General features: G+C 41.6%; 14 protein-coding genes. 9 read left to right on the top strand and 5 right to left on the bottom strand.

Features of this window, described 5'->3' with window-relative positions; all coding sequences use genetic code 11:
- Entirely contained in the window at positions 1 to 294 is a 294-nt protein-coding gene (locus CVS91_RS06815) for a YggT family protein (RefSeq protein WP_021084756.1), read from the top strand.
- Positions 272 to 1,909, top strand: coding sequence for a lytic transglycosylase domain-containing protein (locus tag CVS91_RS06810; protein ID WP_107831185.1), 1,638 nt, complete (start codon positions 272 to 274; stop codon positions 1,907 to 1,909). Before CVS91_RS06815 ends, CVS91_RS06810 begins: the two co-directional genes overlap by 23 nt.
- Here CVS91_RS06810 and CVS91_RS06805 read toward each other — a convergent pair.
- On the bottom strand, positions 1,830 to 2,309 hold the full coding sequence (locus CVS91_RS06805) for a hypothetical protein (protein WP_103636526.1): 480 nt from the start codon (positions 2,307 to 2,309) through the stop codon (positions 1,830 to 1,832). The genes CVS91_RS06810 and CVS91_RS06805 overlap by 80 nt on opposite strands.
- Before the next feature lie 121 nt (positions 2,310 to 2,430).
- Here CVS91_RS06805 and mobB point away from each other — a divergent pair, with 121 nt between their 5' ends.
- From mobB to CVS91_RS06780, 5 genes are read left to right on the top strand one after another with little or no spacing between them, the layout of a single operon-like run.
- On the top strand, positions 2,431 to 2,910 hold the full coding sequence (gene mobB / locus CVS91_RS06800; RefSeq protein ID WP_012001396.1) for a molybdopterin-guanine dinucleotide biosynthesis protein B: 480 nt from the start codon (positions 2,431 to 2,433) through the stop codon (positions 2,908 to 2,910).
- Positions 2,910 to 3,773 (top strand): class 1 fructose-bisphosphatase, encoded by an 864-nt coding sequence (locus CVS91_RS06795; RefSeq protein WP_002940090.1) that lies wholly within the window; start codon positions 2,910 to 2,912, stop codon positions 3,771 to 3,773. Before mobB ends, CVS91_RS06795 begins: the two co-directional genes overlap by 1 nt.
- Positions 3,773 to 3,991 (top strand): hypothetical protein, encoded by a 219-nt coding sequence (locus tag CVS91_RS06790; protein WP_002940116.1) that lies wholly within the window; start codon positions 3,773 to 3,775, stop codon positions 3,989 to 3,991. Before CVS91_RS06795 ends, CVS91_RS06790 begins: the two co-directional genes overlap by 1 nt.
- 15 nt (positions 3,992 to 4,006) lie before the next feature.
- Positions 4,007 to 5,929, top strand: coding sequence for a methionine--tRNA ligase (gene metG, locus CVS91_RS06785; RefSeq protein WP_107831183.1), 1,923 nt, complete (start codon positions 4,007 to 4,009; stop codon positions 5,927 to 5,929).
- A complete protein-coding gene (locus tag CVS91_RS06780; protein ID WP_107831181.1) occupies positions 5,930 to 6,907 on the top strand; it encodes a ferrochelatase in 978 nt (325 codons plus the stop codon).
- A gap of 33 nt (positions 6,908 to 6,940) precedes the next feature.
- Here CVS91_RS06780 and hcp read toward each other — a convergent pair whose 3' ends face one another.
- Positions 6,941 to 8,269, bottom strand: a complete 1,329-nt coding sequence (hcp, locus tag CVS91_RS06775; RefSeq protein WP_107831179.1) for a hydroxylamine reductase — start codon at positions 8,267 to 8,269, stop codon at positions 6,941 to 6,943.
- Between the two features lie 220 nt (positions 8,270 to 8,489).
- On the opposite strand from hcp, the gene CVS91_RS06770 reads away from it, so the two are divergent.
- Positions 8,490 to 9,134 carry a flagellar biosynthesis protein gene (locus CVS91_RS06770; RefSeq protein WP_107831177.1) on the top strand — a complete coding sequence of 215 codons (645 nt, stop codon included), beginning with the start codon at positions 8,490 to 8,492 and terminating at the stop codon, positions 9,132 to 9,134.
- 56 nt (positions 9,135 to 9,190) lie between these two features.
- Here CVS91_RS06770 and queC read toward each other — a convergent pair whose 3' ends face one another.
- Complete coding sequence (queC, locus tag CVS91_RS06765; protein WP_107831175.1) at positions 9,191 to 9,889, bottom strand: 7-cyano-7-deazaguanine synthase QueC; 699 nt, start codon at positions 9,887 to 9,889, stop codon at positions 9,191 to 9,193.
- A 24-nt stretch (positions 9,890 to 9,913) separates the two neighbouring features.
- Here queC and ybeY point away from each other — a divergent pair, with 24 nt between their 5' ends.
- Positions 9,914 to 10,351: an rRNA maturation RNase YbeY gene (gene ybeY, locus CVS91_RS06760; protein ID WP_107831173.1), complete on the top strand. Its 438-nt coding sequence runs from the start codon at positions 9,914 to 9,916 to the stop codon at positions 10,349 to 10,351.
- A 13-nt stretch (positions 10,352 to 10,364) separates the two neighbouring features.
- Here the strand turns inward: ybeY and CVS91_RS06755 are convergent, their stop codons facing one another.
- Positions 10,365 to 10,919 (bottom strand): DUF1523 family protein, encoded by a 555-nt coding sequence (locus CVS91_RS06755; RefSeq protein ID WP_103636533.1) that lies wholly within the window; start codon positions 10,917 to 10,919, stop codon positions 10,365 to 10,367.
- A gap of 71 nt (positions 10,920 to 10,990) precedes the next feature.
- Positions 10,991 to 13,222 (bottom strand): nitric-oxide reductase large subunit, encoded by a 2,232-nt coding sequence (locus CVS91_RS06750; RefSeq protein WP_107831171.1) that lies wholly within the window; start codon positions 13,220 to 13,222, stop codon positions 10,991 to 10,993.
- Positions 13,223 to 13,398: the final 176 nt, after the last annotated feature.

Below are 13,398 nucleotides of genomic sequence, written 5' to 3'. Positions count from 1 at the left end.
ATGATACTTTCCACCCTATTTTCAGCGGTCGCAAACATTTTGCACCTTATCATCACGGTCTATACGTGGATCGTCATCGCAGCAGCTCTCATTAGCTGGGTCAAGCCTGATCCTAGCTCGCCAGTCGTGCAGCTACTTTATAGGCTGACTGATCCTGTTTATAGCTTCATCAGACGCTACATCAAAACAGAATTTAACGGCATCGACTTTGCCCCACTCATCGTGCTTTTAGCACTTCAACTCATAGATCAATTTTTAATAAGGCTTTTATTTGTTTTTGCTGCGTCACTTTAGTATCCTCTCTTTAGCCTGCGTTGCTCTTTTAGCTAAAATTTACACCTACGAGGAGCTAAAAAACGAGCCAAAAAGCCTTGCAAAAGACTACTACATAAACCGCCTTATAAACGAGGGTAGCTATACAAAGGAGCAGATAGCTGAGCTTTCACGCGACGTTTTTAGAAAAAGTGGCTTAGTTCAAAAATCAATCAATAAAATTTTACCTCCCAAAGCAGCCCCTAGCAAGTGTCCTGGCATAAACGCAAGTAACATTACAAGTGCTAGCTTGGCTTGCCAAAATTTACTAACAACGATGAGCTTTTCTCTAAAACTTGATAGCAAAACTCGTGAAATTTTAGCGGCAAATCTTGCAAGCACAAATCCAGAAAAAGCTAGAATTTTACGCACTTTAAACGAGCCAAACCCGGCTCTTAGCTTTGCAAATGCAAACGATACAAAGAGCTTTTTAGAGCTTTTTAATGCTTCAAGTCCGCAAAGCAAAAGTGCTCTTTTTAGCGTAAATTTTGAAGCAAATTTTATGAATAAGCTCTACATGCAAAAGGGCTTTACAAATTTATTAAACGATGTCGTATTTAATAAAAAATACGAAAGCTTTAGAAGAAATTTACTTAGCATAGATCCTGCAGTCACTGAAAAAAGCGACGCATTTACACTTGGGCTAAACGCTATCTTGCTTGGTCAAAATGACGTTGCATTTAGTTTTTTCACAAGGGCTAAAAATACCTTTGATAGGGCTTGGCAAAGAGACAATGCCACATTTTGGCAGTATGAGCTAAGCGGTGATGAGAGCTTTTTAAAAGAGCTAAGTGCTAGCAAAGATGCAAATATCTACTCACTTTACGCAAGAGATTTGGTCGGTGGCGAGCCACTTGAGGTGATAGTGCCAAGGCCTAGCAAGCAAAATATCGAAAATTTTGATGTGAGCGATCCATTTTTATGGAACAAAACCGCGGCCCTTGCAAAGGATATGAACGCCACGCAGGCAAGCGAATTTGCGATGAAATTTTACACAAACGAGAGCATCGGTGCATACGCATACTTCATGCAAAAGGCACATAGCTGGGAGAAGCAGTACTTTTTGATGCCAAGCTCACCAGAGCTTGAGGGCATCAGCACTGAGCGAAAGTCGATGATCTACGCACTTGCTAGGCAAGAGAGCCTCTTTATCCCAAGCGTCGTTTCTACCTCATACGCCCTTGGTATGATGCAGTTTATGCCATTTCTTGCAAATGCGATCGGCAAAAAAGAGCTAAAAATTCCAAATTTTGACCAGGACGATCTTTTTAAAACTGATGTTGCCTTTAAATTTGCAAATCACCACCTAAACTACCTTGATAAATTTCTTTACCATCCGCTCTTTACAGCCTACGCGTATAACGGCGGTATCGGTTTTACCAAAAAAGTCATCACAAGAGATGATATGTTTAAAGAGGGTAAATTTGAGCCGTTTTTATCAATCGAGCTAGTCCCTGTGGCTGAGACTAGAAACTACGGCAAGAAGGTGCTTGCAAACTACGTGATCTATATGGCGCTTAATGGTTCCAGTATAAAGATTTCGCAACTTTTCGAAAATTTAACAAAACCGGCTTTGACTGATAAATTTCGAAACTAAGTGCGAGATCGTCACTTTGCTTACTTGGTGCGGTCACTTCGTAATAGACCGCCCAAGGCATAGAGAATCCAGCAAATTTAAGCATCTCGTCACTTTCATCAAGCAGTCTTGCGCTTGTGGCATTTGAGTCGCCATTTACCTTTATGTTGCTCAAATTTTGCGCATGCTCTTTTGGGTTTATAGCTACTAAAAAGTGCTCTTTGCTCTCGTCTAAATTTGAGTTATATATAGGATTTAGATAGGTTGCGATTATGAGCGTTCTTTCGGTGCCATCAATGATCTCACTCTTGCTTGTGTAGGCTAAAAGCTCATTTTTTAGTGGCTCATGCACGATCACTTTTTGATCGGCGCAGCCAAATATCATCAAAATAAATATAAAAAATAGTGTAAATCTTCTCATAAAAAACTCTTAAAACATTAAATTTTCTCGCATTTTAGCATTTTATTTTTTAAATTTCACTCATAAATTTTAAAGCCAATATGAGCTATAATCGCAAGAAATTTTAACTAAAAAGGCTCTTATGAAAAGACTTGCCATTGCTTTTTCTGGCCCTTCAAATAGCGGAAAAACGACGCTTATCTTAAAAGTCGCAAAAAAATTTATAGATGATGGGCTAAAGGTCGTTGTGGTTAAGCACGACCCAGGCGACAAGGCCAAATTTGACGTTGAAGGCAAGGATAGCTTTAAATTTTCTCAGGCAGGAGCTGACGTAGTCGTGATGAGTCCGACTAGAACGACTTACTTTTCACAAAGCTCGCAAGGCATAGACGAGGTCATAAGGATGATCGGCGAGTTTGACATGCTCTTAGTTGAGGGGCTAAAGACACTGCCACTGCCAAGACTAAGCGTCTTTAGAGGCGAGATCGATGAAGCTTATCTTAGCTTTTCAGACGCGATCGCCACTTATAAAGAGCAGATCCCCTACGAGATAACAAATCTAAATTTAGACGATATAGACGCCATTTGTGCGTGGATAATCAAAAATGCAAAGGCTGTATAATGCAAGAACTAAACCAAATTTTTAACACCATTAAAGATATCGCAAAAGAGATAAGCGAGGTCATAAAATACGCCGATCTTGGCTACACAACTCACGAAAATGCAACTGGCGACACCCAGCTAAAGCTTGATGTCAAAAGCGATGAGATCATCACGGCTAAATTTAAGCAGCTTTCATGCGTAAAAGCGCTAATTAGCGAAGAGAAAGAGGACGAGCTTGAGATAAATAAAAATGCTAAATTTATCATCGCTTACGATCCGCTCGATGGCTCAAGCCTAGTTGATGTAAATTTCGCTGTTGGCTCGATCTTTGGCATCTACGAAGACGAGGTAAAACCAGAAAATTTAATAGCCGCAGCTTACAGCATCTATGGTCCAAGGCTTGAGCTAGTAATTGCCGAGAAAAAGGGCGCTTTGCCTAAATTTTATAGACTTGGCAAAGATGGCGAGTTTAAATTTGTAAAAGAGCTTGAGCTAAAAGAAAAAGGCAAGCTAAACGCTACAGGAGCTACGCAAAAAGGCTGGAGTCAAACGCATAGAAATTTCATAAACGAGCTATTTAACGAGGGCTACAGGCTAAGATACTCAGGTGCGATGGTGAGCGACTTGCATCAAATTTTACTAAAAGGCGGCGGTCTTTTTAGCTACCCAGCAACGAGCGATCATCCAAATGGCAAGCTAAGGGTTGTCTTTGAAGTGTTGCCATTTGCCTTTATATATGAAAACGCAAAGGGCGCAACCTCAAACGGCAAAAACCAAACACTTTTTGATATAAAAATAGAAAAAATTCACCAAACTACGCCATGCTTCTTTGGCTCACGTGATGAAATTTCACTTTTGCATAAATTTTACGAGCAAAAATAATGCAAGAAGCACAAGCAAACGAGCCACTTGACGCATTTGAGCTAGCCCTAAAACAAAAGGCTAAAATCATGCAAGAGTGCCAAGAGCAAAAAGGGCGCAAAAGCTGTTTTAACTGCGAGGCATTTTTTGACTGCGAGACTAGGATAGAGTATGTAAATAGCTGCTACAACTCGATGTCAAAAGGCAACACCGGCAGTGACGGCGGATTTGATTTTTAAATTTAAAGGAAAAATATGAAAGAAAAAGCTTATATAACCACTCCGATTTATTACGTAAATGACGTGCCACACATCGGCCACGCCTACACGACCATCATCGCTGATACGCTAGCTAGATTTAACCGCTTGCAAGGCAAAGAGACCTACTTCATGACTGGCACAGACGAGCATGGTCAAAAGATCGAGCAAGCAGCTCGCGCTAGAGGTAAAACACCAAAAGAGTATGCTGATGAGATCAGCGGCAAATTTAGATCGCTTTGGGACGAATTTGAGATAAGCTACGACCATTTTATAAGGACGACCGACGAAGAGCATAAGCAAACCGTGCAAAATGTCTTTGAAAAGATGCAAACAAACGGCGATATCTACAAGGGCGAATACGAGGGCTTTTACTGCGTTAGCTGCGAGACATTTTTTAACCAAAGAGACCTACTTGAGGACAACCGCTGTCCAGACTGCGGCCGCGTGACATCTTTGGTTAAAGAAGAGAGCTACTTTTTCAAGCTTTCAAAATACGAAGACGCACTTTTAAAATGGTACGAAAACGACGAGCTTTGCGTCATCCCAAAGGGTAAGAAAAACGAGGTCGTAAGCTTTGTAAAAGGCGGACTAAAAGACCTATCTGTGACAAGAACGAGCTTTGACTGGGGCATAAAGCTACCAAAGAGCGCAAATGACGACAAGCACGTTATGTATGTATGGCTTGACGCGCTCATAAACTACCTAACAACACTAGGATACTCAAGAGATAACGCTAGAATGAACTTTTGGCCGCATACGACACACATTGTCGGCAAAGACATTTTGCGTTTTCACGCAGTTTATTGGCCGGCATTTTTGATGAGCCTTGGCTTGCCACTACCAAAACACGTCGCAGCGCACGGCTGGTGGACGATAGATGGCGAAAAGATGAGCAAAAGCAAGGGCAACGTCATCAACCCAAGAGAGGTCGCAAACGCTTATGGACTTGAAAATTTCAGATACTTTTTGCTTAGAGAGGTGCCTTTTGGACAAGATGGCGACTACAGCCAAAAAGCCTTGATCGAGCGCATAAACTCAGAGCTTGGCAACGGACTTGGCAACCTGCTAAGCCGAATTGTGGGCATGAGCGCAAAGTATAGCGACTATAAAATCGACTCAAAAGATGTGATCAAATTTCATAAAGCCGAGCTTGATGAGGCGAAGGGCTACCTTGATGAGGCTATTAAAAATTTAGAAAATTTAGCGACAAACCGCTATTTAGAGGATCTTTGGAAGGTTGTAACGCTTGCAAACGCAGCCGTTGCGAAGTATGAGCCATGGTCGCTCGTAAAAGCTGGCAAAAGTGACGAGGCAAACGCACTTGTGGCACTTTGCGCAAATTTACTTGCAAAAGTGGCGATACTGCTTAGCCCAGCTATGCCAAAAACTTGCGCTAAGATAGCTGATACGCTTGGCTTTAGCATAGATACAGCTTCTTATGAAACTCTTGTATTAAAAAATGAAATTTCAAATTTTACTGCAAAAGCTACTGAGCCACTTTTCCCAAGGATAGAAAAAGAGCTAATGGGCGAGGCTAGCAAGCCAAAAGTAGAGGCAAAAGCTGAGCCAAAAGAGGAGAAAAAAGAAGAAGGTATCATTAGCATCGATGACTTTGCCAAGATCGTGATAAAAGTAGGCGAAGTGCTCGAGTGTGAGAGGGTTGAGGGCAGTGAGAAGCTGCTTAAATTTAAGATAGATCTTGGCGAGGAGCAGCCACGTCAAATTTTATCAGGCATCGCCAAATACTACGAGCCTAGCTCGCTTGTGGGCAAGCAAGTTTGCGTTTTAGCAAATTTAAAAGAGCGAACGATGATGAAAAAATATGTCTCACAAGGCATGATCCTAAGCGCATCAGACGGCTCGCTAACGCTTCTTGGCACGCAGGGCAAGGTCAAAAACGGCGCGATCGTTGGCTAAATGACGATAGAAAATTTAACCCACATAATAAATGGGCAAATTTTAAACAACCCAAGCATCTCAAGCGTGACTAGCTTCGCGTTTGAGGCTAAAAATATAAAACGAGGCTACGCTCTCATCGCCACGCAAAGCGATCAGATCGCACCTGCGATAAAGCAAGGTGCCTACGCTATCATTAGCGAAGAGGAGATCACGCCAAGCGACGATGAGATAGCCTTTATCAAGGTAGCAAGCCTGCAAACGGCTATCATCAAGCTCATGCGCTTTGAGGCGATCCACAAAAATATAAAATTTTGCGCGGTCAATCCCTTCATAAAAGCGCTTTTAGAGAAGTCGCACCTTGAAAAAAACGCCCACGTCATACCTGAAAATTTAACCGAGCTTTTTTACAAAATTTTTCATGCAAATTTGTTTGACACATTTTTTAGCGACGATACAAGGATACTTCAAAGGCTCTCGCTACTTTATGAGACAGCATGGACTGACACAAACATAAGCGTGCTAAATCCAAGCTCGATCTTTTTTACAACGCTCATTTACGACGACAAATACTATCAAAATTTATCCATCCCTAGAGTTTTTGCTGGGATGTTTTGCGGACTTCTTGGCTATCTTAAGAAAAACAATATCAGCTTTAAAGTGACAGAGAGCAGGATTTCATCGCACTTTGACCCAGTCTTTATCGACAAAGACTTTAAACCAGTTGGCTTTGGTAGCAGTTTTAGAGCGGTGATAACTGAAGAAGACGAGGAGCTATTTTTGACTGAAAGCATATTTCTAAGGCGAAATTTCAGCGAGAGCGAGCTTAAATTTTGCCTGCCAAAAGATAGCACGCTAAAGGTTGAAAACGCCATTTTTTATGAAAATTTAGACGAGATAAAGAAGCTACAAAATTTCGTCTACGCCCTTGTGCTTTGCAAAAAAGAAGAACTTCTTGATAGCCTAAGTCAAAGCAAAGAGCAAGACGGACTTTTTTAAATTTAGAGCCAGAGCCTAAGCTCTGGCAGTTTTTTACTCACCTAAGAAGTATTTTAGATCAGCTTGCGCGTCGCCGCTAATTGGTCTAACGTTAAATTTATCCACTAAGAAATTTATGATCTCTTCATTGAAAAATTTAGGCAAACTTGGTCCTACGTTGATATTTTTTATACCAAGGCTAAATAGCGCTAGCAATATGATGACCGCTTTTTGCTCCATCCACATTAGCACGATAGAAACTGGTAGGTCATTTACTGCGATGCCTGTTGCCTCGCTAAGCGCAAGAGCGATCTTAACTGCGCCGTTGCTATCGTTGCACTGGCCAAGGTCGATGTAGCGTGGTAGTTCGGTGCCTGGGACGTTGCCAAAGTCGATATCGTTAAATCTAAATTTGCCGCAGCTTGAAGTAAGTATGACGCAGTCTTTTGGAAGGCTAGCAGCTAGCTCTCTATAGTACTCACGTCCCTTGCCAGGTGCGTCACAGCCAGCGATCACGAAAAATCTGCGGATCTTGCCTGAGTTTATCGCGTCTAAAATTTGTGGGGCTAAAGTTAGGATAGTCTTGTAGTGGCCGCCAGTTACTAGGCTCTCGTCGCTATCAAAGCCGCTAACGTCGCCACAGGCTAGTGCGCACTCGATAAGTGGTGTGAAGTCGTCGTTTTCGATGTGTTTTACGCCGTTTGTGCCTGCGATCGAGTAGCCAAATAGTCTGTCAGCGTATGTGCAGTTTGAGCGTAGTGGCACGATGCAGTTTGTGGTCATCAAAATCGCGCCCTTAAATTCGTTAAATAGCTTAGTTTGGTCAAACCACGCCTTGCCGACGTTGCCTTTTAGGTGGCTGTACTTGCGTAGTTCTGGGTATCCGTGAGCTGGGAGCATCTCTGAGTGAGTGTAGATGTTGATGCCCTTATCTTTTGTCGCCTCAAGTAGTGCTTTTAGAGCGTGCAGGTTGTGACCGCTTACTAAGATCGCCTTGCCCTCGACCTTGTTTTGGCTCACTCTAACTGGTGTTGGGATGCCAAATTTAGCCGTGTGAGCCTCGCTTAGTAGGTTCATCACCTCAACGCCAGCACCGCCTACTTCAAGAAGCTGCTTGATGTGCTCATCGAAGTTGAAATTTGAGTTTGTAAGCGTGAAATAAAGCGTATCAGCCATAACGCGATCAACGTTGCTAGTATCAGCGCCAAGCTCGTGTGCGTGGTGGCGGTATGCGCTAAGGCCTTTTAAGCCAAAAACCATCGTATCTTGCAAAAGTGCTAGCGTGTCACTCTTGCCACAGGTGCCCATAGGCTGGCCCTTTGCACCGCATCCATCCTCAGCGCTCATCTCGCACTGATGGCAAAACATCTTCATATCTTTCATCGTCTCTCCTTGTAAATTTAAAAATTTAAGCGGATTTTATCCTAGGTGGCTAGCCATTTTGGTTGATAGCAGTCAAGAAAAGTTAAATTTAAATTTTAGTTGTTAAATTTAAGGTTTTATGATTATGGATATCAAAATATAAATTTGAAATTTAGCACAAAGAGTTAATAAAATTTACAAAAAAACGATTTACATTTGAAATTTATTTAAAAGGATGAAAATGAAAAATTTATTACTAGTGGTATTTGCTGCCTTTATGCTTTGTGGCTGCGCTCCAAAGGGGATATTTGTGAGCTTACCAGAAGAGCAAGCACCTTCAAATGTTAGCAAAAAGACAAAAATTTACATCGAAAGCGTCAAAGATGTGAGAGCCTTTGAAAACGACCCAAAACAAGCCAGCACCCCATCTTTATACAAGCACAATGTAAATGAAGTTAGCGCAAAAGAGAAGCAAAAATACATCGGTAGAACGAGAAATAGCTACGGCAAAGGGCTTTGGAACGTCATTTTAGAAAATAAACAAAGGACAACTAGCATAGTAAGGGCGCGCATAGAGGATGTCTTTAGAAGCAACGGCTACCAGGTCGTAAAAAACGAAAACGAGATAGATAAGGATACGATAAGCGTTAATGCAAGGATAGAAAAACTTTGGACTTATATGACGCTTGGTGCGGTAAAAGTTGGTCTAAACGCTGATATAAGCACCACTTTAAGCGTAAATAATAAAGAGCTAAGCACGGTTGTAAAACGCAAAGAGGAGTATCTCTTAATAAATCAAAATGACTATGCAAATATCATCAAAAGCTCTTTGGCTGAGTACAAAGAGAAGCTTGCAAAACAGATAAGCGAGCTAAATTTAGAGTAAATTTTAGGCTAGCTACTAAATTTATAGTGGCTAGCTTTTAAATTTCAAGACAAATTTCACTTTTTATAAGGAATTTTATCAACGGCGTTTGCTTTTTTAAAGCCATTTAGCCTTAGCCTGCAGCTATCACAAAGCCCGCACGCCTCGTCCTCGCTCTCGTAGCAGCTCCATGTTAGCTCTATTGGCGAGCCAAGCTCAAGCGACTTTGAGACGATATCAGCCTTGCTTAAATTTACAAGCGGCGTTATGATCTCGCAAGAAAAATCAGCCGATGTGCCTAAATTTATCGCCTCATTTATGCTTTTTATAAAGCTCTCTTTGCAGTCAGGATACCCAGAGCTATCCTCCTCTACCACGCCTATGTAGATCGCCTGCGCCCCCTCTTTTTCGGCAAGCGCAGCAGCGATTGAGATAAATACACCATTTCTAAACGGCACGTAGGTGTTTGGCACGTCCTTACTAACGCCATCTTTTCTTATCTGCAGGCTCTTATCGGTTAGCGAATTTCCGCCTATTTGAGCGATGAAGCTAACGTCAAGGTTTATCTTTTTAACCACACCAAGACGCTCACATATCTCGTCAAACGCACGTTTCTCTCGTCTCATCGTCCTTTGTCCGTAATCAAAATGAATTGCGACTACATCATATCCAGCCCTTTTTGCCATCACAGCGCAAAGCGTGCTATCCATACCGCCGCTCATTATACAAACTGCTTTTTTCATATTTTGCCCTTTAAATTTGCTAAAATTATACAAAAATTTACTAAGGACAAGCCAAAAATGATACTTTGCGAAGAGAGTTATCCAGAAATTTTAGATCAAATTTGCTCATATCTAACGCCTGGAGAAGTTGAGCTGCTTTTTATCAATAAAGATGAGATGAGAGAGCTAAACAGAACTGAGCGTGGTATAGATAAAACCACTGACGTCTTAAGCTTCCCCCTTGAGCTTGTCATACACGCCCCACTTGGCTCGGTAGTCATAAACAAAGATATGGTAAAAGAAAAAGCAGCCGAGCTAAATCACAGCGAAGATGCCGAAACTGCGCTACTTTTCACACATGGCTTGCTGCATATCTTAGGCTTCGATCACGAAAAAGATGATGGGCAAATGAGAGAGAAAGAGTGCGAGGTAATAGCTAAATTTAACTTGCCAAAGAGCCTAATCGTAAGAAGCGAGGACGTTAGGCTCATTGATCTTATAAACAAAAAGGGCTGATAAAGCCCCTGATTTAAAGAGCCTCTTTTTTTGTCTCTAAATTTTCAACTTTTGGCGCAAAAGCCTTGTTTATCTTTCTTATCCAAATGATGAGCGAGATAAATAAGATAAAGTAAAGCACGTAGCTAGCGATAGGCCAGCTGGTGTTTGTGCCGCTATCTTTTATCGAGATCGCGTTTCTAAACTCGTTTAGCATAGAAATTCTATATCCATAGTATTTGATAGTGACGTTTTTATCGCTATTTGTAAAGCCTTGAGCCTTGGCTTGGATGTCGGCTGAGTTAAATTTAAAATAAAATGGAAAGCCCCACGCCGTATCTTCGTTTCTATAAGCCATAACTTTTTCAGCGTTTTTCGCATCTTTTGTGTAGATAAAATAGACGTCTCTTACAGGTCCATCGGCTGGGTTTTTGGCGTCTATTATGCCATCTTTATCCATGCGTTTTACGTCGCCGCCAGTTATCTGCACGCTTGCGTAGTGCGGAAATGAAAAATCAACCAAAAACGCCAAAAATAGGTGCAAAAGCACGACAAATGTAACGCAAATTCTCTTTAAAAATATCATCATTTCTATCCTTTAAATTTGCACTATTTTATGAAAAGATAGCTTAAATAAAGGGGCAAAGCGCCCCCATAAATTTAAGCCTTTTTATTAAGCATAAATTTTAAAAGCTGAGCAAAGAAGCAGATGCCGCCGATTATTAAAATCGTATCGCCAAGCATCCTTAACCATCTTAAATTTTGCAAGTGTGACTGTTGTAAAAGCTCAGCACTTCTTGCATACCACATGCCCTGCTCCAAGCTTGCAAATGCCTGATAGATGCCTATTGGAAGTAGTGAAAGCACGATCATTAGCATAAGTCCTGCATTTAGCCCCCAAAAGCCAACTTTCATCAAATTTTCATCAAATTCTTGCCCTTTATATAGATAAGTAGCCACAAGCCAGACAAAACCAAGTGCCAAAAATCCATAAACGCCAAATAGCGCTGCGTGTCCGTGAACTGGCGTTGTATTTAGCCCTTGGATGTAAAATAGCGAGATCGGAGGATTTATCAAAAATCCAAAGACGCCAGCGCCTAGCATATTCCAAAAGGCAACTGCGATGAAGCAGTAAAGTGGCCATTTAAGCGTTTTGGCCCAGCTTTGAGCAAACTGAAGTTTGTAGTGCTCATACGCCTCAGCGCCAAGTAAAACTAAAGGCACGACCTCAAGCGCTGAAAAGCTAGCGCCAACTGCCATTATAGGCGTTGTGGTGCCTGCAAAGTAGAGGTGGTGAAATGTGCCTGGGATGCCGCCTATCATAAAGAGTGACGCACTTGCAAGCGTTGAAAATGTCGCAAATCTTTTTGAAACAAGACCCAGCGAGACAAAGACAAAGGCGAGTGAAGCCGTCGCAAATACCTCAAAAAAGCCCTCAACCCAAAGATGCACGACCCACCAGCGCCAGTATTCCATCACTGGCAATGGGCTTCTTTGTCCATAAAATAGCCCTGCTCCGTAAAATAAGCCAACCGCAACCGCTGACATAGCAAAGATAGCAAGTAAATTTTTATCGCCTTTGTTTTTAAAGCCGCCTGCAAATCCACGAAGTAAAAGCAACATCCAGATGACAAGACCGACAAACAAAATGATCTGCCAAACACGTCCAAGATCGATGTATTCATATCCTTGATGTCCAAGCCAGAAGCTTAAATTTATAGGCATGATGTTTGCGATGGCTAAGTATTCGCCCACAAAACTGCCAATCACAAGGATAAGTAGCGCGTAAAATAGCAGATCAACGCCAAGCTTTTGAAATTTTGGATCCTTGCCGCCATTTATGATCGGAGCTAAAAATAGTCCAGCCGCTAAAAATCCAGTCGCTATCCAGAAGATACTAGCTTGTATATGCCACGTTCTAGCAAGCGAATAAGGGATGTAGGCTGATAAATTTATGCCATAAAATTCTTGCCCTTCGACTGTGTAGTGAGCTGTAAAGCCACCTATTAAAATCTGAAACGCAAAAAGAGCTAGCGTGACAAAGAGATACTTTTTAAGCGCCTTTTGTGACGGAGTTAAATTTAGCTTTTTAAGCGGATCTTCACTAATTGGCTCAAGTTTTTCATCATCTTTTTTGCCGTAAAATGAGCTAAACCAAACAAGAAGTCCAACGCCTGTTAGAAGTATCACGACGCTTGCAACCGACCAAAAGATATTCTCACTTGTTGGCACGTTATCTATTAGTGGTTCGTGCGGCCAGTTGTTTGTGTAAGTTGCCTCACTACCAGGTCTGTTTGTCGCTGTCGCCCAGGCCGACCAAAAGAAGAAGTTGTTTAGATCGGCTCTGTCGCTTGCACCTGGGAGCGTGTTTTCCTTCATCGCATAAGCTTCTCTTAATGATTTAAACTTAGGATCATCCCCAAAAAGTGCAGCATACTCGCTAGCTACTTGACTTATCGCCTTTAGCCTATCAGCGCTTAGCACAAATTTATCGTCCTTTACGCTATTTTCTCTATACTCTTTTTTAAGTAAAACCTTTAAATTTGCCTTTTGCTCGTCGTTTAGATCGGCGTATTTTAGATGATAAATTTCATCAGCCTTGATCTCTAAAAAGGCAACTAGCTCTTTGTGAAGCCAGTCCGCACTCCAATCAGGCGCTTGATATGCCCCGTGCCCCCAAACAGAGCCAACTTGCATACCGCCTATGCTTTGCCAAGCCTCTTGACCTTTGTAGATGCTCTCTTTATCGATCACGACCTTGCCATTTTCGTCAGTGAAATTTACAACTGGAGGCGAATTTCTATAAACCTCAACGCCGTAGTAGCCTAAAATACTGAAGCAAACCACCAGCACAGCAACGAGTGCGAGCCAGTATCTTTTGTATTCACGCATCAATTCTCCTTTTTTAAAATTTAGGAGAAAGTTTATCTCATTTCAAAATAGTGACTAATGACATATATCAATAAAAGGAGAATATTTATCCTATTAGTTTTATAGAAATTTACAAAAATATGCATTTTTTTCACAATGTATATGCAAATTTTACATAACATTAATGTAAATAGCAG

The organism is Campylobacter concisus, assembly GCF_003048985.1.
Lineage (GTDB): Bacteria > Campylobacterota > Campylobacteria > Campylobacterales > Campylobacteraceae > Campylobacter_A > Campylobacter_A concisus_AY.
This window is presented reverse-complemented; position numbering and strand designations above follow the sequence as displayed.

What these genes read in the sequence shown, in the direction of transcription:
- CVS91_RS06815 (WP_021084756.1), top strand. Translation starts at nt 1, where the DNA reads ATGATACTTTCCACCCTATTTTCAGCGGTCGCAAACATTTTGCACCTT.
- CVS91_RS06805 (WP_103636526.1), bottom strand. Translation starts at nt 2,309, where the DNA reads ATGAGAAGATTTACACTATTTTTTATATTTATTTTGATGATATTTGGC.
- mobB (WP_012001396.1), top strand. Translation starts at nt 2,431, where the DNA reads ATGAAAAGACTTGCCATTGCTTTTTCTGGCCCTTCAAATAGCGGAAAA.
- CVS91_RS06795 (WP_002940090.1), top strand. Translation starts at nt 2,910, where the DNA reads ATGCAAGAACTAAACCAAATTTTTAACACCATTAAAGATATCGCAAAA.
- CVS91_RS06790 (WP_002940116.1), top strand. Translation starts at nt 3,773, where the DNA reads ATGCAAGAAGCACAAGCAAACGAGCCACTTGACGCATTTGAGCTAGCC.
- metG (WP_107831183.1), top strand. Translation starts at nt 4,007, where the DNA reads ATGAAAGAAAAAGCTTATATAACCACTCCGATTTATTACGTAAATGAC.
- CVS91_RS06780 (WP_107831181.1), top strand. Translation starts at nt 5,930, where the DNA reads ATGACGATAGAAAATTTAACCCACATAATAAATGGGCAAATTTTAAAC.
- hcp (WP_107831179.1), bottom strand. Translation starts at nt 8,269, where the DNA reads ATGAAAGATATGAAGATGTTTTGCCATCAGTGCGAGATGAGCGCTGAG.
- CVS91_RS06770 (WP_107831177.1), top strand. Translation starts at nt 8,490, where the DNA reads ATGAAAAATTTATTACTAGTGGTATTTGCTGCCTTTATGCTTTGTGGC.
- ybeY (WP_107831173.1), top strand. Translation starts at nt 9,914, where the DNA reads ATGATACTTTGCGAAGAGAGTTATCCAGAAATTTTAGATCAAATTTGC.
- CVS91_RS06755 (WP_103636533.1), bottom strand. Translation starts at nt 10,919, where the DNA reads ATGATGATATTTTTAAAGAGAATTTGCGTTACATTTGTCGTGCTTTTG.
- CVS91_RS06750 (WP_107831171.1), bottom strand. Translation starts at nt 13,222, where the DNA reads ATGCGTGAATACAAAAGATACTGGCTCGCACTCGTTGCTGTGCTGGTG.